20 protein-coding genes are annotated in these 17,763 nt (G+C 38.8%); 9 read left to right on the top strand and 11 right to left on the bottom strand.

Annotation, left to right across the window (positions count from 1 at the left end):
• Window positions 1-49 precede the first annotated feature (49 nt).
• The 6 genes from F0361_RS18780 to F0361_RS09790 form a co-directional block, all read right to left on the bottom strand.
• Window positions 50-187, bottom strand: coding sequence for a hypothetical protein (locus F0361_RS18780; protein WP_162850207.1), 138 nt, complete (start codon window positions 185-187; stop codon window positions 50-52).
• A 173-nt stretch (window positions 188-360) separates the two neighbouring features.
• Entirely contained in the window at window positions 361-804 is a 444-nt protein-coding gene (locus F0361_RS09805; protein WP_154918336.1) for a BLUF domain-containing protein, read from the bottom strand.
• Between the two features lie 480 nt (window positions 805-1,284).
• On the bottom strand, window positions 1,285-2,499 hold the full coding sequence (locus tag F0361_RS09800; protein WP_154918334.1) for a Pycsar system effector family protein: 1,215 nt from the start codon (window positions 2,497-2,499) through the stop codon (window positions 1,285-1,287).
• A gap of 23 nt (window positions 2,500-2,522) precedes the next feature.
• Complete coding sequence (locus tag F0361_RS09795; protein WP_154918332.1) at window positions 2,523-6,257, bottom strand: ShlB/FhaC/HecB family hemolysin secretion/activation protein; 3,735 nt, start codon at window positions 6,255-6,257, stop codon at window positions 2,523-2,525.
• 33 nt (window positions 6,258-6,290) lie between these two features.
• A complete protein-coding gene (locus F0361_RS18695) occupies window positions 6,291-6,458 on the bottom strand; it encodes a hypothetical protein (protein ID WP_161598223.1) in 168 nt (55 codons plus the stop codon).
• A 96-nt stretch (window positions 6,459-6,554) separates the two neighbouring features.
• Window positions 6,555-7,916: an NAD-dependent succinate-semialdehyde dehydrogenase gene (locus F0361_RS09790; protein ID WP_154918330.1), complete on the bottom strand. Its 1,362-nt coding sequence runs from the start codon at window positions 7,914-7,916 to the stop codon at window positions 6,555-6,557.
• A 205-nt stretch (window positions 7,917-8,121) separates the two neighbouring features.
• On the opposite strand from F0361_RS09790, the gene F0361_RS09785 reads away from it, so the two are divergent.
• From F0361_RS09785 to F0361_RS09775, 3 genes are read left to right on the top strand one after another with little or no spacing between them, the layout of a single operon-like run.
• Window positions 8,122-8,457 carry a YtxH domain-containing protein gene (locus tag F0361_RS09785; RefSeq protein ID WP_154918328.1) on the top strand — a complete coding sequence of 112 codons (336 nt, stop codon included), beginning with the start codon at window positions 8,122-8,124 and terminating at the stop codon, window positions 8,455-8,457.
• Entirely contained in the window at window positions 8,458-8,805 is a 348-nt protein-coding gene (locus F0361_RS09780; RefSeq protein WP_154918326.1) for a hypothetical protein, read from the top strand.
• A 14-nt stretch (window positions 8,806-8,819) separates the two neighbouring features.
• A complete protein-coding gene (locus F0361_RS09775; RefSeq protein WP_154918324.1) occupies window positions 8,820-9,014 on the top strand; it encodes a hypothetical protein in 195 nt (64 codons plus the stop codon).
• A gap of 9 nt (window positions 9,015-9,023) precedes the next feature.
• Here the strand turns inward: F0361_RS09775 and F0361_RS09770 are convergent, their stop codons facing one another.
• The 3 genes from F0361_RS09770 to F0361_RS09760 form a co-directional block, all read right to left on the bottom strand.
• Window positions 9,024-10,070 carry a helix-turn-helix transcriptional regulator gene (locus F0361_RS09770; RefSeq protein ID WP_154918322.1) on the bottom strand — a complete coding sequence of 349 codons (1,047 nt, stop codon included), beginning with the start codon at window positions 10,068-10,070 and terminating at the stop codon, window positions 9,024-9,026.
• 178 nt (window positions 10,071-10,248) lie between these two features.
• Complete coding sequence (locus F0361_RS09765; protein WP_138257208.1) at window positions 10,249-10,731, bottom strand: Dps family protein; 483 nt, start codon at window positions 10,729-10,731, stop codon at window positions 10,249-10,251.
• A gap of 128 nt (window positions 10,732-10,859) precedes the next feature.
• Window positions 10,860-11,465 (bottom strand): DUF2652 domain-containing protein, encoded by a 606-nt coding sequence (locus tag F0361_RS09760; protein WP_138257207.1) that lies wholly within the window; start codon window positions 11,463-11,465, stop codon window positions 10,860-10,862.
• 255 nt (window positions 11,466-11,720) lie between these two features.
• Between F0361_RS09760 and F0361_RS09755 the strand changes: the two genes are divergently transcribed.
• From F0361_RS09755 to F0361_RS09745, 3 genes are all read left to right on the top strand, one after another.
• The gene (locus F0361_RS09755; protein ID WP_154918320.1) at window positions 11,721-12,302 is read left to right on the top strand and encodes a hypothetical protein; all 582 of its coding nucleotides are present in this window, start codon (window positions 11,721-11,723) and stop codon (window positions 12,300-12,302) included.
• 100 nt (window positions 12,303-12,402) lie between these two features.
• Complete coding sequence (locus F0361_RS09750; protein ID WP_154918318.1) at window positions 12,403-13,491, top strand: DNA topoisomerase IB; 1,089 nt, start codon at window positions 12,403-12,405, stop codon at window positions 13,489-13,491.
• Window positions 13,492-13,501: 10 nt separating this feature from the next.
• A complete protein-coding gene (locus tag F0361_RS09745) occupies window positions 13,502-14,392 on the top strand; it encodes a mechanosensitive ion channel family protein (RefSeq protein WP_154918317.1) in 891 nt (296 codons plus the stop codon).
• A 15-nt stretch (window positions 14,393-14,407) separates the two neighbouring features.
• On the opposite strand, the gene F0361_RS09740 is transcribed toward F0361_RS09745, so the two are convergent.
• On the bottom strand, window positions 14,408-14,620 hold the full coding sequence (locus F0361_RS09740; RefSeq protein WP_138257203.1) for a hypervirulence associated TUDOR domain-containing protein: 213 nt from the start codon (window positions 14,618-14,620) through the stop codon (window positions 14,408-14,410).
• A 284-nt stretch (window positions 14,621-14,904) separates the two neighbouring features.
• On the opposite strand from F0361_RS09740, the gene F0361_RS09735 reads away from it, so the two are divergent.
• On the top strand, window positions 14,905-15,174 hold the full coding sequence (locus tag F0361_RS09735) for a hypothetical protein (RefSeq protein WP_138257202.1): 270 nt from the start codon (window positions 14,905-14,907) through the stop codon (window positions 15,172-15,174).
• Between the two features lie 154 nt (window positions 15,175-15,328).
• Window positions 15,329-15,778 carry a ferritin-like domain-containing protein gene (locus F0361_RS09730; RefSeq protein WP_138257201.1) on the top strand — a complete coding sequence of 150 codons (450 nt, stop codon included), beginning with the start codon at window positions 15,329-15,331 and terminating at the stop codon, window positions 15,776-15,778.
• Between the two features lie 35 nt (window positions 15,779-15,813).
• Here F0361_RS09730 and F0361_RS09725 read toward each other — a convergent pair whose 3' ends face one another.
• The gene (locus F0361_RS09725; protein ID WP_154918316.1) at window positions 15,814-16,851 is read right to left on the bottom strand and encodes a helix-turn-helix transcriptional regulator; all 1,038 of its coding nucleotides are present in this window, start codon (window positions 16,849-16,851) and stop codon (window positions 15,814-15,816) included.
• A gap of 227 nt (window positions 16,852-17,078) precedes the next feature.
• Between F0361_RS09725 and F0361_RS09720 the strand changes: the two genes are divergently transcribed.
• Complete coding sequence (locus F0361_RS09720) at window positions 17,079-17,762, top strand: SOS response-associated peptidase family protein (protein ID WP_154918314.1); 684 nt, start codon at window positions 17,079-17,081, stop codon at window positions 17,760-17,762.
• Window position 17,763 lies beyond the last annotated feature (1 nt).

The following is a 17,763-nucleotide window of genomic DNA, read 5'->3' as shown; positions in this document are numbered from 1 at the left end:
AAAACCGGGACAAGTCCCGGTTTTTTTCGTCTTAATATTCGCTTTCCGATTAAAAATAGTTGAGCACATAGCCAAAAATCCAGTAAAGTATCAAGAATACAAAGATGGTTCCTATACAACCACATTTACCGCCCCCAATTTTTCTAGCGCCGTACCACGCCCCGATAATCTGTATAAGTTTTTTCATGTGTTTATTTTATTGTTTTTCAACGGTCATACTTAGACTGCGCTCAGCACGTGCATGTAAAGCCATATATTATTGCCATGTGTGTCCGAAAACGTTTATGGATGTTTCATTTTTTAATTGATCCATCTTCAATTATAGGTTTTGGATGATGATTGAAATTTAGTGTTTTTATATCACCCGAACGAAAGCTTAGTTTTCTTTTTAAGAAGTTTGTTCACGTGTACCCAAAGTGTGATTTTGGAAGATCCAGGTGACTTAAAGATTTCCGATCCATGAAAAACTTGATGGAACAACATTTTCTTATGCAGAATTTGGTCGGACTCATCGCAGAAGTTATTGTAAATGGTTGAAAATTGTGAAAACAAACGAAATTTATTTTCCTCCAGATTCAATAATATTATTTCACTATGTCTCTTATCCTTACTTATCCTTCCAAATAATTTGCGAACCATATTCTCCTCCCCTTCCAACATATGAATAAAGTGGCATCTGTGATAAACCAGACATCCTGTAATCTCGTTCTGTGCATTAAACCGACTAGCATTCCGCATTAAATCGTGAATTTCATCATTGGGCAATCCTTCCGCCGCTTCTGATCGATATATAAGTGATAACATAGGAAATGTATCTCCCGTTAAAATTAAGAACGAGGAGAAATTGATATTATCCCAAAAAGATAAAAATGTGAACTTCTTAATGCATAATCATACTATTATCAACCAATTAAAAGAAATTCTATATATCTATAAAAGCCAAAAAATTCTTAAAAGAGTTAATTTTCTTAACTAATTGGAAATACATTTGTTGATAATCAAGTACAAAATGCAAAAGGAAAAAATCAATTATAAATTGCCATCAAAGGATAACTCAAATTCACCTTTGATTTTGACCATTAAATTTTCCATAGTGGTTGCAACAATTGGTATAATTTTCTGTGTTATCCTTTTGGCCAAAAATAATTTCTAAAACTCCTAGGAATTTATATCCATTTTTGGATACATAATATTCAAGCTGAATTTTTTAAACCCTACTTAATACTCTGCTTTATGTTCAAAGTTTTTGATGTTGAACTGGTAGCATTTTAGTATTGCCAAATTTTATTCGCTTGGTATTTCGGGCAACTCGATAACTTGCTCCGGACCATAAAATTTTAGTGCTACACCAAAAACGATCACAGATAAAATCATACCAATCATAAAGACCAAATAGGTCCACCTTAATAGACGATACTTTCTTTCCAGAACAATTCCCAAATAATATAAATCCTTGGTCAAGGATGAATAAATATACTCTTGATCTTTAATAACCTCACCAATGGCCCATTGATACTTCTCCAATTTCATTTTATGAAAGTTCCCAAAAAATAGAAGATTTACTCGCTTTTTCCTTACGTCTTCATCCGTAAATTCACCACTGGTCACATTTGGTTTAGTCGCCAAAATGGACATGATCATTGAGGCTATACTAAACAAGATAAATATAAAGGTGGGGTAAATTAGGTAATCATTGGCAGGGCTATCCAATTTGGGAACCAAATTTGCCAATGAAAGCGATATAATAATCGCGTTTACAGAAAGTAAAATATTCGCCTTTGTATCCGCTATATCACTAAGTTTAATGTGGTTTCTTAGTGTAACCCTATAAAGCGTCTGCACGCCCCGATCCGGAATCTGTCCTTTGAACTTGGCCTTTAGGCTTTCCTTTTTCACCAGCTTTTTACTCTTGTTTTTGGCCTTAACGAGTCGCTTGATATTCTTATCCTTCCCTTTCTGCCAATTTTCCCTTGCATGGTCCGTATAATATCGATGCTTCACCCTTAAAAGATGAATGTTTTCCTCACGCCAATCCTCTACCGTGTAATCCTTTAGTTCCAATTGTTTTAGTTCCTCCCGCAGCAATTCCGAGGTCTGCACAAAGGTTTTTTTTGCAAAGTGGGAGGAATCCGCATCCCGCATGATTTGCTCCAGGTGGTTTTTGGGCTCGTAGTTCATTTTAGTTGCCAATATCAAACTACAAACATCCGTAATGAATTCCTCCAGGCAATCCTGCTTCTCCAAAAACTCACGGGCCATCTGGCAGCTATGTTCCTCGTGGTTATCGTGCGATTTCAAATATCCAAGATCGTGGAACCATACGGCAACCATCAGCTTTTCCCGATCCTTGTCCCCAATCTTTTCGCCTTCAATAAGTTCCTTGGCACTTTTTACGACCCTTTCGGTATGTCGTAAATTATGATATAGATAGGTGGTATCAATTTCCTTGCCCAATTTTTGGGTCACGAAGCTTTCAGCTTTCGATACAATGGTATCCATGAGAATATAATTTTTCTATTTTTTTAAAAGGGGGCAATGAATCCAACTTGGACCATATTTGCCTCTTTGGAATTAAAATAACCGATGTTAAAAGTCAATGCTTTTAGACTGCTTATCCATAAGCCTCCTCCCTGTGAAGTATGCCATGTGTTTGAGCTTTCGTTGGAACTCCATACCCTTCCATAATCAAAGCCCGCATACATACCGATAGTAACGGGAGAAACAGCTGTAACATAGCGTTTGATGCTCCATTTAAGGTCGGAAGTGTGATAAAAGGAAGACCTTCCGGTAAAGCGTTCGTCTCTAAAACCCCTTAGCCCATTATTACCCCCAATGGAAGGAATGTGGTAAAAGAATATATCATTGGATTTGGACACTGTACTATATTCCGCGGTACTACCTAGAACCAAGCCCCCGGATGAAATTATTTTATGGTTAAAACCAAGTTTAAGCGACCCGTAGGCAAAGTTATTTTCCTGAAGGTTAAGATTGGCTTTGTATCCCAATCTTAGACCTATATAAATAGATTTTGAAGGGAAATCATCCGCATCCTCGTTGTCATAATAACCCGATAGCTCGGCTCCCCCATAATTCTGATTTTGGAACAATTCCGGGGTCAAATTGCTGCGGTTAAAAAATCTTTGATCATTTTCATTGACCTTATAAGACTCAAAAAGCCCCCTTATTTTTAAGGTGTAATAGGATATTCCGGCAGCCAAGTTCAATTGCTTTAATCGTGCCCTGTAATAATCCCTTCCCAAGTTATCCTCATTGTTAAAAGTATCATTGCCTATACCAAAAAAATTCCTGGCGTATCTATCACTGGTATAAAATCCGTCCATGATAAAATTCCATTTGGGAAATATATTACCAATTGCTCCGGAATATTTTAGCTCCGTTGCTTGGAAATTAAAATAGTATTTGGCACTTAACGTATGTTTTTGCTTGAAATCGTTGCCATTTAATCCGTTAACGGTATAAGTATTGGATGCTCCAAGAAACACCCCGTCATCTGTTCTGAAACCCGTATTGGGTACAATGACGTTCGTATTGGGTTTAAAGTATCGCCAATGGTAATTATTGGTCGTATAAATATCGCTCAGTTGGGTTTTGGGTTCTTCCTCTTCAAATACGATTTTTTCATGTTCCCAATCAAAGATCTTTATCCGTTTCTTGTTTTTTATGGCATATACGTCCTCCCCATAGCCACCTATAATCTTTATTTTGATTTTTGGGTCTGCATCCCCCCAAACCCTAAAAATATCATCGTCACCCAGTCCATAAAGCCAAACCTCCTTAGTCTCCTCCTCTTTGAAAGTACGTTGAAAGAATATTTCGTTCTTCTCATCTGTCAACAACCTTTTTAGGGTGACGGACAACCCACCGTTTGGTAGTTTTTCCACTTCGAACAGGTCGTCCTTTTCCGTTCCTGTTACCGTCACCACCGTATTCAAGTATTCCGCATATTCCCGCGTTTTTTCCGGTAAGGTCTCCAGACGTTCTTGTAAGCTTTTTTTAATAAATTCTGAAGTTTCGTCCCTAACTTCCACCGGCAGTCTCATAAAAGCCTCGTCAATTACCTGGGACGTCATGTTTTCTTTAATGTACGTCGCCTCGTCCACCCAGGCATCCACCCCATATTTGTTCAACAATGCCCTATCCAACTTATTACCACCCATATTCTGCCATTTGGGGTTCTCTATCTCGCCGTCGAACGTCTGCCATCTTTTGGTGGTTGGAACAAAGAGTTTTACAAACTTTACGGCAAAACCATCGAACCTGGGAAATACATTATCCCGATCCCTAGGTACGGGCATAAACTCACGTTCGCCATCTGGGGTTTCGTATTCTACCCATCGCCATTGATCTTGATGCCTGTCCCAATCCCCTATCAACATATCAAAAATTCGTGCACGGATAAAATTCTTCTGGTCTATTGCGTAGGATTCATCCCGCTTTATTCTTTCAAGCATATCGGTAGTGCTCTCAAAATCCTTCACCTCGCCCGAAACTTTGTCAATCGTTCTCCTGTATCCCTTATAATTTAATTGTTCATCCGATGGACGCCTTTGTATGAAATAGAGTTCGTCACCAAAATTTTCGTTGTACTGTTCCAGTTGGGGCTGTTTGGGCACATAAAACAAATGGGTGTCCGAATGGTTGATATCGACGGATTCCGCCAGAGGATTCACGACCAATTGCATAAAGGGATGGGCCGTGGTGAAAAAATCCGATATGACTTCCTCTGTCCAAGTATCCCTGTAGTCATCAGAATTATAGGAAATACCGGGCAACATGAACTTTAGAAACTTGAGAGCGCTTTTTCTCAAGGAACGCATGGCATATTGCTTACCTTCATCGTCTGCCAAACGTAAGGAAAACGATTGGTGCCCTCCCCCCTCCTTTACCACATGAAGTCCACCATAAAGGGTATCCAATTTCACCACTGGCGCTTCCACTGGTTTTCCAAAATAGGAACGGTAACGTTCTCCCCATAACCATTTATAAAACCCTTTTTTTTCATAATCCTCTGGGTTATCAAGTATTGGCGTGGTATATGTTTTTCCTATACTTTCATCGAACCTATCAAAATTTTTTCTCTCCTCTTTAGGCTTTAATACATCAAAAGTTTTTTCTTTCTCCAAATCGGCTTCCGAAATAAAGGTCACTTTTGAACTTCCATCCTTGTAATAATCCAATCGGGCAAACCCCCTATCCCCGTACGCATATTCTCCTTGATATTTCATGGCGCCACCAATAGCTGTGATATGGTTTTTATCGATTTTAGTGGGACTTTTTGAACCCAAGGAACCGCTAATAATCTGACGTATACCACCTCCGAGCAATAATTGAAGGTTTTCCTCGTGACCGGAAATCACGGTTATCCTATCATTTGCCTGGGCCAGGGCACTTACTGCAATCCTTAGGTAATTGTATCGCCTAGAGTTCAGGTGATCTGGATCAAATGCCCCAAGATCCATCACCGTATTGCGTAACGTTCCCAATACAGGCAACGGAGTACTATGGGATTTGAAGGATTCCGTCCCCGCATAGGTCCCGTTGCTCATTACTGGATGGTGCATAGCTATTACGATGTTCTTTCCCTGACCGTCATTGATATAGCCTTCCAGTTCTTCCATGAACCTTCTACGAGTAACGATATTAGGGCACTTTTTGTTGATATCCACCAATCTGGACCAATTGGCAATGAACCACTTGGAATCCAACAAAATCAAATCCAAATCGTCATTTATGACTTTATACTCAATGGGACAACCATTTTCTGGAAATACGTCAATTCCCTCTTTATCTATTTCCTTAAGGTAATCCTCTACCCGTTCCATTTTGTCAAGTTCGTAGCTCTTCCATTCATTGTTGCCGGGAAGAAATATGGTCTTTCCTTCAAAATCTTTTACCAAAGCCATCTGTTCCGTTATCAAAGTGCTATCCTTGGCCCAGGAATCCAGTTCCGTAGAAACATTGTCACCCGTAAAAATAACGGTGCTGTTTTCCCCGCTTTTATTTATTTCTGACCGAAATCGTTCCAACAATTTGTTGTTGGATATGATTGAGGTATTGCCATATCCTCCAGCTAGAAAAAAGGTATAACTGGGCTCCTCTGTAGGGTCTGATTTGACCAAAGGTATTACCCTATGCTCTTTGTAGGTAGCACAGGAATTTAACAATAAGGTTACTACGCCCCAGACGGCGTAAAAAAAATAAATGGGTTTTTCCCTATGATTGTGAGGTTTTGTCATAAATGCTATTCTGTTATCGATTGGTCGCCTTAACTATTCAAAGGCTATTCCACTAAGGACCACTCCCAAAATCATGAGAATCAAGAATCCAATGACTATGGCAGTACCTAGCTTGGTCTTTTTATCCTTTTGAAAAATATATCCTTGTTTTTCCTTTTCAGGTTCCTTAACGAATTCCGTTTTTTCTTCTCCTTGTTTCATCGGTTCAAATGTTTATTGTTAATAATATGTCAGATGTAATTCGCCAATCAAAAATGTTGATGTATCTCAACATTGATTATGGTTAATTTCATATGTTTAGCTTTTAATGTAAACTGTTTTCTTGTTCACAAAAGCCAAAATGCCCTCGCGGGATAGCTCCCTACCATAACCCGATGCCTTGGTGCCCCCAAAGGGCAACCTTGGGTCCGATTTTACCATGTCGTTGATAAAAAAGGCCCCATCCGATATTCTTGGAATCAAGTCCAATGCGCCCTCAATGTCCTCCGTGAACAACATAGATCCCAATCCAAATTTGGAATTGTTTGCCAAGGCAATGGCATCTGCTCTATCCTTGGCCCTGATGATGGCCGCTACCGGACCAAAAGTCTCCTTGTCAAAAGCTGGCATTCCTGGAACGACCTCGGAAAGTATAGTTGGTTGAAAATAGGCTCCTTCCATCTTGTTTCCCATTATAAGCTGTGCACCTTTCTCAATTGATTTATCCACTTGTTCCTTTAAGCTTTTTGCCAAGTCTTCCCTTGCCAATACGCCTATATACGTTTCCTTTTCCTTCGGGTCCCCGGAAACGAGCTGTTTGGTAGCCTCCGTAAATTTTTGGACAAAAGCATCGTATAGCTCATCACATACTATAAAGCGCTTGGCCGCGATACAACTTTGCCCCGTATTTTGCATCCTTGCCTTTACCATGGTGTCCAGGTGCTTTTCTAAATCTGCATCCTCAAAAACGATGCACGCATTGTTGCCTCCAAGTTCCAGCACGTTTTTTTTCAGGTTCTTGCCAGCACTTTGTGCGATTCCCCTACCGGCTTTTTCACTTCCCGTTAGGGTCACGGCCTTAATGGTTTCGTGTGCGATCAATTCCTCAATTTCCCCGTGGCCGGCAAGGATACTTTGAAAACAACCCTTTGGGTACCCCGCATCCAAAAAAAGATTTTCAAGTGCCCTAGCACATCCGGGTACGTTTTGGGCATGTTTAAGGATTCCTGTATTACCAGCTGTCAAGGTGGGTGCGGCAAAACGAATGACCTGCCAAAATGGATAGTTCCAGGGCATAACGGCTAGAATACAGCCCAAGGGGTCATAACTAATAAAACTTTCCTCGGCATCGGTCTCAATAATTTCATCGGCCAAAAGATCTTCGGCATTGTAGGCATAAAAATCGCAGGCCCAAGCACACTTTTCTATTTCGGCAATACTTTGTGAAATAGGCTTGCCCATTTCAGAGGTCATCAACATGGCGTATTCTTCCTTTCGTTCCAAAAGTAGCTCGGAGACATTTTCCAACAGCTCGCAACGTTCTTTAATAGTTTTGTTAGACCATTCCTCTTGTACGGATTGGACCAACTCTAATTTTTGCTTAATGGAATGGGATGTATCCTTTTCATAGGACTGAATTTTTTCTCCGGTATATGGATTTTTGGACCAAATGGCTGACATAGTATATGGTGTTGATAAGTAAACATCAAAGATAAATGCATCGAAGAGACGCCCTTGGTCCTTTTCCCCAAATTGTTGACCCTTTTACGCATTCATCATTGCCGTTAATATTTAAATGGTTAGAGCAAAGCTACATTCCATATAATTCAGAAATTTGTGTAGAAAGTGATGAACGACATCACATTGAATTTTAAAATCAATCATTATGAGTAATAACACTGGAAACACGCTGTTAGCGATTATTGCCGGTTCTGCCATTGGCGCAGCATTGGGAATTCTATACGCACCGGAAAAGGGAGAAATAACAAGGAAACGAATTGCAGACAAGGCAAATGAAACCAAGGACCATTTAACGGAAAATGCTATCAATCTTAAGGATAGGGTAGCCAACAGCATTGCTTCTGAAAAACAATCCTTAGATCATAGGGTAGAGTCGCTAGTATCTGATGTTAGTTACAAGACCGAAGATATTATCACCACTTTGGAAGCGAAGTTGGCCGAGTTAAAAGCCAAAAACAAAAAATTACAAAAAAGCTCATAGATGGGAGTTTTTGAATCGCTTAACAACACTTCAAACAAGGCTGTTGACCTAAGTGAACAGTATTACAAAAAGACTCAGGAGTACTATAAACTCAAAGTCTTTCATCAATTGGCAACAACTACCGGAATGTTCTGTAAAATGGCCATTCTAGGTAGTTTGGCCTTTTTAGGGATACTGTTCCTAACCGTAAGCGGTATGCTTTATTTAGGCGAGGTTTTGGGAAGTATGACCTATTCCTGTTTGCTCGTAGCGGGCATAATCTTTCTCATTGTAGCCATTCTATATAAACTGAGAAGAAAAATAGACAATGCCATTGTTAAAAAACTTTCCAAAAAATTCTTTAGTTAATTAGACGACCATATATGTACAACAATTTTGACGAAATAGAATTTGATTTGCAGCGACTGAATCTTGAAAGACAAATTGCAATGGAGGAGCTTAAGGGGCTTAAGCAGGAAGTCAAGGAAGATTTAAGTCCTTACAATTGGTTGTCTACTGCTATTTCCCTGGTCAAAAAATATGGTGTTCTCTATCTGGTCAAGAAAATCCTAAAATAATTATAGGCCTTAAATTGTCTCCAAGGATAAGGCCTGCTTAACATGGGCCTGAAACTCACTGGGACTAATGTCATATTTGTTCTTGAAAATCTTGGAAAAATAGCTACGGCTGCTAAAACCAATGGAATAGACTACTTGGGAGATGTTCATATCTGAATTTCTGAGGAAATCCCTGGCAGCTTCCAAACGCACATGCCGAATATATTCGGTCACAGTACGAGCATACAATAATTTAAAACCTTCCTGTAATTTGGCCTGGGACAAACCACTTTCCCTTGCAAGTTGTTCCAAGGTATAGTCCTTGGAAACGTTCTTGGCTATCGAATTGGCTAAATCCCTTATTATTTTTAATTCTCTTCGTAACAACGAGGTTGAAGGAAGGGAATTTTTGCTTTCCTTTTCATGTTGCGCTATATGCATAGCCAGAATCTCATACACCAATCCTTCAATTTGCATAATCCTTATCATTCCGTTTTTGCTTCGGACCTTTCTTAATGCAGAAATCTTATTTGCCAGTTTTAAATTGTAAGACCCAAAAAAGGCGAACTTCCTTTCATGGTCCGTGTCCATGAATACATCGTACAGTCGTTTATTTAGTTCCTGTACCCCGTTCAATCGTTTTTTAAGAAATTTTCTTCGGGTTATTAAAATCACATTCATGGACAGTTCCACCCCCTTTTCAAAATATCCCAAGCTTGTCGTATTGTCCATATTCGCTATGATTACAGATTGAAACTGTTCCAGCTGTCTTAACTCGCTTTCCAATTGGTTGCCAAACCGGTGGCCACATTGACCTTTCAAACAATAATAGAATCGAATAGGGCTAAAATCGGCATAATTACTTTCAAAAATCACATCTTCATGAAAAGTAATATTGTACTCCAACATAGTAACTCCCCATTCAAACGATATAAAGCGAATATTACCAGTAGCATTTTCGTTATTTATCAATAGTGTAAACTCGCCCCATCGCTCGGAAATCACACCTCCAATTTGTTCCTGAATTTGACGAACATTCTCGCGAGTGGAATTGCCCGTGGTTTTGATTGTTATCATACGCAACTAATGAGTGTACATCAATATAGTAAGGATTTCCTGAAATGTAGTAAAGCACTAGTATTCATTAAGCCACAGGAATTCCAGTTGCGGAAAGTTAAAACCTTTTGATCAGATAAAGACTCTTTAACAAAAAAAAGCCCCTAAAAAGGAGCTTTAAGAATTAACAAACTACTATTTACAATTGGTCTCTTGTATCCTTTGTCCATGCATCCAACATCCAACTAACCTTTTCCAAACTGGCAATATAGCCTCCCATCATATCAATAGTTCCTTCATCTCCTGCTTCATCAGCTTTTTTAATCACCTTGTTCATCTGTTTCAGTATAGATTCGTGATTGGTCAAAATGTGCTCCACCATTTTTTGGTCGCTTATCAAGGAAGAAGTTTCCTTTACTTTTGACAATTTAAAATATTCCGTAAACCGACTTTCCGGATGGTGCCTTAGGGTTAGAATTCGTTCAGCAATTTCATCAATTTTTATTCTCGCATCCGTGTAAAGCTCCTCAAATTTCTCGTGAAGGTCGAAGAAATTTTTTCCAAGAACGTTCCAATGAAAGCCTCTTAAGTTTTGATAGTAAATATTGTAATCCGCCAAGAGTACGTTCAACTCTTCCACAACAGGTTTTACCTCTTTTGTATCTATTGCCAAATAGCTCATGTTTCCTTTTTTTTGATTATTAGTTTAACGTTAATTACAATATAATAAAGCGTTATAGTTTTCCTTACCTCAATAACATCGACGCTTGACGCAATTCAAATTTTGACAATCATTTAACAATTCGGACACTATTGTTTTACCAAGGGCTTTAAATTAATATAGTGGTAATTGATTTTCCCTACATGATCGTACTCTGTAAAATTTTGCTTTAATGTTCCCCATTCAAATTCCTTGTCAAGGTCATGATCTTTGTAATAGTTAGAAAGGCCCTCGCTTATCAAAATATATTCGTCCATCCTAATTTTATTCTTCAAGAGCCTATGGGCAACAATCAAGTCCTCGCCAAACAATTTTATTCGATTGCCAACCTTGGTGGAGGCTACTTCCTTTCCATAATGAAGGATAATCTTTAGGCCCAAAACCTCTGGAATCCTGGGGGCGTCCTTCTCATCTTTGTATTGGTCCCTTAGCTTTTGCAACTGATCATAAAACTCGATATAAAAATGTTCGCACTGCTCTATCAGTTTTCGTACGGGTGGTAATTTTCCGGTTTTAAAGAACAGGACGGCATCGCCTTCGATTTCCGAAACTTTTAAGCCAATTTTATTGGAGTATATTATTTTGTTCAAAAGCGTGGGAATTACTTTTGAACTTAGGTCAAAATCGGTTCCGCTCATAAATTCCGTAAAACCGCTGATATCGGGTATACAAATTAATGTAGGGGTCGCTTTCATATATTTTTGATGGGATTTGGCTACCAAAAGGCAGCTTTGGGTTTCTTTTTGTTATATCCTGAATGGTACAAAATAACCCTTTCTTTGGGGGTTTAGTGACTCAAAAAACAAAATTTTTGCTACGTACAGCAATCGTGGTATTCCGTCCAAAACCCTATGTATTCACGGCAAGAATCCTAGGGATACAGCAAAGGAAAACGGCAATGCCCCCTTACTTTTGTTATGAATAGAAGTAGAACAAAATAATTTAGAGAAATGAAAAAGTTGATATTGATTTTTGGAGTGGGAGCTCTTATTATGAGTTGCAATATAAAAAAGGAAGAAAAAGGTGAAATGCCAGAAGTGGACGTAGATGTAATGGCCGACGCCGGCGAATTACCGGAGTATGAAGTTAATTGGGCCGATATTGATGTAGGTACTACTACCAGAACGGTCAATGTGCCCAAAGTGGTAGTCGTGATGGAAGAAGAGGAAGTAGAGGTGCCTTTTATAGATTTTGATATGCCCGAAGGTGACAGTACTCAAGTTTCCGAAAGAACTATTATGGTAGAGGCGGAAGTAACTGATACCGAACACAACTTAGATATACGAAAAATTTATGCCTCTGGAAACAAGCTTTTTGTTGTTTCAGAACTGACAAGTACGGATACATCCATAGCGGATAAAACAATGCGCGTTTCCGACCAGGTAGTGTTGAAGGCCCCAGAACTGGATGTAAAATATTACATCGTCGGTCAAAGACCGGAGAACATGTTCAACAGCAAATACGAATATGTCAACAACATGTCTGAAATTGAAAAAGAAATGAAGGACAGCAAAGTTATTTACGAGAAGTAGAATTTTGGTTGATTGGTTGAAAAATGATTCTCGTATGGTAAAACATACTTGGGTCATTTTTTTTTTTACGCTCTCACCACTAGGTCTTAAAAAACATTACATGGCAACAAACCCAACCTATGATATTGATTTCATCGATAGGCTAATGAATCGGCCAAGTGAGGCCGCATCTCATTTGGACCTAACATATGTATCGAGGAAAAACCTGTCTATCTTAAGAGTCAAAAAAGGGAAAAAGTTCTCCTATTTACTTCATAAAAAACCCCTAAAGAAAAAATCAGAGCTGAAAAGAATCTCAGCATTGGTAATACCTCCAGCGTGGGAGGATGTAAAAATCTCATCTATTTCCAATGCTCATTTACAGGCAATAGGTTACGATCTTAAAAGCAGGTTGCAATATAAATACCATCCTACCTGGGTGAAGGTTAGAAACAGAACCAAATTTTACAAAATGCGGCATTTTGGCGAGACACTACCTAAAATTAGGGAACGAATGGAGAAAGATCTTTCATTAAATGGATGGCCAAAAAACAAGGTTATGGCATTGATTTTAAAACTCATGGAAGAAACCCATATTAGGATTGGGAGCGAGCAGTATGCCAAGAGAAACAAAACCTACGGACTATCCACACTTAGAAGAAAACACATAAAATTCTATAAGGAAAAACTTCGGTTCGAATTCACAGGCAAAAAGGGAAAAAAACATAAAATAACCCTTAACAACAAGAGACTGCAGAAACTGGTAAGCAAGTGCGAGGAAATACCTGGCTGGGAATTGTTTCAATTTTTTGAGAAGGATGGTACCAAAACCAGTGTTGACAGTGGTATGGTGAACGACTATATTCATGAGATAAGCGGCCATCTTTTTACAGCAAAGGATTTTAGGACATGGGCCGGAACCGTAATTTTCTATGAGACATTGATAGACTTGCCAAAAACTACAAACTCCAAGGAAATCAAAAGGAACATCTTGACCGCCTTTGACCAGGCAGCCAAGGAGCTGGGTAATACTAGGAACGTTTGCCGAAAATATTATGTACATCCTCTAGTGGTCAAGAAATATGAGCAAGGTTGCCTCAATCTTAAAATCAAAGAATCCAAAAGCCAAAACATTGCTACGGATCTAACTAATACCGAAAAGCAAATCTTAAAACTTATACAAGAGTACAAACCCTTAAACAATCTTTAAAACACTGAATATGAAAGAAAAATTTTCTGAAGCGTGGACGAAAATGTTGGAAAAACTGGCCAGTTGGTTCGATGCCTTGATACTCAATTTACCCAATATCATGATTGCCATTGTGGTTTTTATAATTACGGTAATAATATCCAGATACATCAGTAAAGGGGTCTCCAGACTGTTGGAAAAAACAAAATTGCAGGCATCCATGCGGAGTCTATTATCAAAAATAGCATCAATTACCATTGTTCTCCTAGGCCTATTCTTGGTATTGGGTATCCTTAATTTGAGTAAGGCCCTAAATACCGTTCTGGCCGGTGCGGGCGTGGTAGGGCTTGCGGTAGGCCTGGCGCTTCAGGGAGCTTTGGCCAACACTTATTCCGGAATTGTTTTATCCTATATCAAACATATAAAATTTGGGGACTGGATAGAAAGCAATGGCTTTGAGGGGGAGGTGATTGATTTGGACCTACGATCGGTAACCTTGAGGCAACCGGACAACAACCTGGTTTTTCTCCCAAACAAACTAGTAGTGGAGAACCCAATAAAAAACTATTCTACCACGGCACAGTCCAGGGTAATTTTGGAGTGTGGTGTGGGCTATGAATCAGATCTGACCTTTGTTCGGGATTTGGTTAAGAAAACCATTTTGGAAAAATTCGATTCCATAGAGAACAAGGACGATATCATATTTCTATACGAGGAATTTGGGGACAGTTCCATTAATTTTGAAACGCGTTTTTGGATAAAATCAACCTCCGCACTAGAGGTGGCGAAAGCCAAGACCACTGCCATGATCGCGGTCAAAAAAGCCTTTGATGAAAACGGAGTCAATATACCATTTCCTATCAGGACATTGGACTTTCCACAAAAATTAAAAATCGTTTCGGAGAATGATTCAGAGGTATGAGTTTAAAAGTTGATCTTACAGGTGGTGTTCTACCTCACTTTCGCTTTTGAGAACATGGTCACCATCCTCTTGTTGAATGTACAGGGCTTTGTTGCCCTGTTTTCCTTTCCTCGTCACCTTAGTTCCTTTTATTTTCTTGGTGACCTCATAGTCAAAGGTCTCCTTGACCGTGCCTTTGGCAAAGCCATTGCCCCATTTCCATTGTACTTCAGCTCCTTTTTTAATCATAATTTAGTATATAGGCTTTTGAACTTGTGCTTCCCATTGCCTCTTATTTTTTTGGAGAACAAGGCAATGGGAAGAAGGTTTTAGAAAACCCACAAATTCTAACCAATTTGGAATATTAACTATGGGTATGAAATTCTGAATTTTTAAGATGTAAGCCCATTTTTAGCGCGCCCTTTTTTAGCCCATTCGCTAGTTAAATTAGCCGCATCGATTTGAGCCAAAACTCAAATTTATTCAGCCAAAAGGCCCATGGGATACCATTTATATTTACAAAAAATATAAAGATGACAGCAATTGTAGAAATTATTGGTGCAATATCCATCCTAACGGCAGTTGGATTTCTTATTATTTATGTTAAGGAAAGCTTTATTGATCAACCCAACAAATCAGAATTAAATCTTCAAAAAACGGGTAACAACGAATCTTTTATCAACATGAATGTGGATAGCCTTATTAATGACATTTCCACAGAGACCAATCCAGAAGTAAAGAGAGAAAAAAGAAAACGATTGGAGTCCTTTCGACTTAGAAACAAGTTTTATTATTCGAAATAGGTTAGAGCTAGTTAGACTTAAGGGGCATGCTTATAAAATTAAATAAGCTCAAAAGCCAAGATTGAGGATAGAAAAATTCTTTGGCTGTGGCAAAAAAGGGTGTTAAATGGCCTACATCCCAGCAAAAAGGCCTATCACTTAAACAAAAAATGAAATGAGTACGTATACCGAAAAAGTTGGAGATAAATTGAACGACATCTTGGAAAAGACCTATGATGCCGAAAAAGGCTTTAAAAAAGCTGCAGACAATACGGACAACGTTGCCCTAAAGAACTACTTTAAGAACAAGGCAAAGCAACGCTATGATTTTGGACATGCCCTAAAGGACGAAATCGCTAGCTTTGGCCAAAAAGTCGAGAAGGGCGATAGTTTGACAGGCAAGGCACATAGGGCATGGATGGATATAAAAGCTATGTTCACTTCAGATGATGCGGAATCCATGTTGGAGGAAGCTATTAGGGGAGAAAAGGCAGCCCTTGAGGAATACGAAGACGTATTAAAGGAAACCTCATTGCCTAGCAGTACATCCACCGTACTACGAAGCCAAAAAATGGCCATAGAAAATGGTCTATCCAATATAAAAACCTTGGAAGACCTGGCATAGATAATCTTAAGGATTTGCTTTGAAAAAAAAGAAGGCTAAGCAGCCTTCTTTTCTTTTTCCAATGCGGTTTTGTTCGCTCTTTTTTTATAGCTCTTGGGACTACAATTATATCTTTTCTTGAAGATTTTACAGAAATAACTTCTACTTGTAAACCCTATAGAATAGACTACCTGCGAAATGTTCAGGTCGGTTGTCCGAATCAATTCCTCCGCTTTGTCAAGCCTAACCAGCCGGATATACTCCCCCAAGGTGGCATCGTGCATGAACTTGAAGCCTAACTGCAATTTGGAAGGGGAAAGTCCGGATTTTTCCGAAATACTGTTGATACTGTGTTCGGCTTCGGGATAATTGTTGATGTAATCCGTAAGCTCGCTGATCATCTGCAACTCCTTCTTCAAAAGTGTGGTAGCCGGCTTTAAGCCTTTTTCAAGGTCTTCTTCAAACTGCTCTATCTGCTTGGCCATAATCATGTGACACACGCCGTTAAAATAAGTAAGTGAAGAGATGGAATCCGCATATTTTGCATCCTCCAATTGCTTAATAAGCTCGCCAATTTCCAAATTGAACTTGCCTACGTGTAGCCGACCCATAATTTCCTTATCATAGGAGTTCAGTAGGGAAACCACGGTATCAAGTTCCGCTTCTTCTGCGCCTTTTTGGTATTCTTTCATGTCGACCCTTAGACAATTGAATATTACATGCTCGTCCCTTTTAAAGATTAATTTTGTGTTGTGTTCATTATCATCGAAAACCACCCCGGTCTGTAACTCCTCCAATTTGGTCACGATTTCATGACCACTGAATTTGTGAAAGCAATTGCCTTTAAGACAGTAAAACATAAATACGGTATCGTTGTCCGGTTTATCCATCGGGAGTTCAAAATCCTTATTTAAGGATAGGTCGAATTCCATGGCCATAAGGCCATTATCCAGATTTACTATATTAATTTGTCCTGAGCCAATGGATGAATCTACAACCAACACTGGAACTCCCTTGTCATTTGTAACTTCACCTTTAAACCTCTCATTCAAGAGGTTTAGCTCGTGCAAAGCATTTCTTCTGCGTGTTTTCATATTGGTACTATTTTTAAGATTGTGTAGGATTTTACCCTATTTTAAAATTAAACCTAATTTATTTGGACCATTGCCGAAATACCATAAATCTTTAACGAAATACAGTAAAACACCGCCTTTTTCATCCAAATAAGCTCCTTACTTTTAATGGGTTAGCTTTTTTGGTGATTCAATCAAAACCAAGATTAAAAAATAGCTTACTTGCATCTGTAAAATTGAGGAGGCATATGTATTTTAAACTATCGAATACAGCGGAGCGGGAGACATTGGAAAGAATGACTAAGGCCTCTTTTAAATATCCAAACCTTTACAAACAACAAGGTATCATACATGGATTAAAAGAGGTTTCCATTCCAATCATTACCATGGAAGAAAAAAGTGAACTTTCATTGGCCATCTGGGGACTTTTACCTGAAAGCCACACAGCAGACTGGAGTATATTTCAGAATAATTTCAACACCTTAAATTTTCATGAAACTTCCATGGATTCTGGATTATGGTATTCAGATGCATTGGAGGCTAGAAGGTGTTTGATACCTATTACAGGATTTTTTACAACGTTCATTGAAAATGGCACAGCCTATCATTTTAAGGTAGGGCTCAAGAATGGCGATCCCTTTTTTCTCGCAGGTATCTACACTGTGTTGGAAGATGGGTTTATTACCTGCGCGCTTTTGGTTGGAAAATCCAACGACTTTATGAAAAAAATACAGAACGGTGTGGATAGCATGCCCATTAGCATTTCAATGGATGAAAAGGACGAATGGCTTGATGTAAAAACAACTCCTATGAGAACTCGGCAATTATTAAAAAAGCCAATACAGCAAGACTATAACGCCATATCCATATCAGAAACATATTATAACTATGATAATTTGGAGTACAACCCTTCTATTTTCTTAGGGTATTGAA

This window comes from Maribacter flavus (genome assembly GCF_008386635.1).
Lineage (GTDB): Bacteria > Bacteroidota > Bacteroidia > Flavobacteriales > Flavobacteriaceae > Maribacter > Maribacter flavus.
Note: the sequence above shows the minus strand (reverse complement) of the source record. Positions and strands in the feature narration are given on the sequence as shown.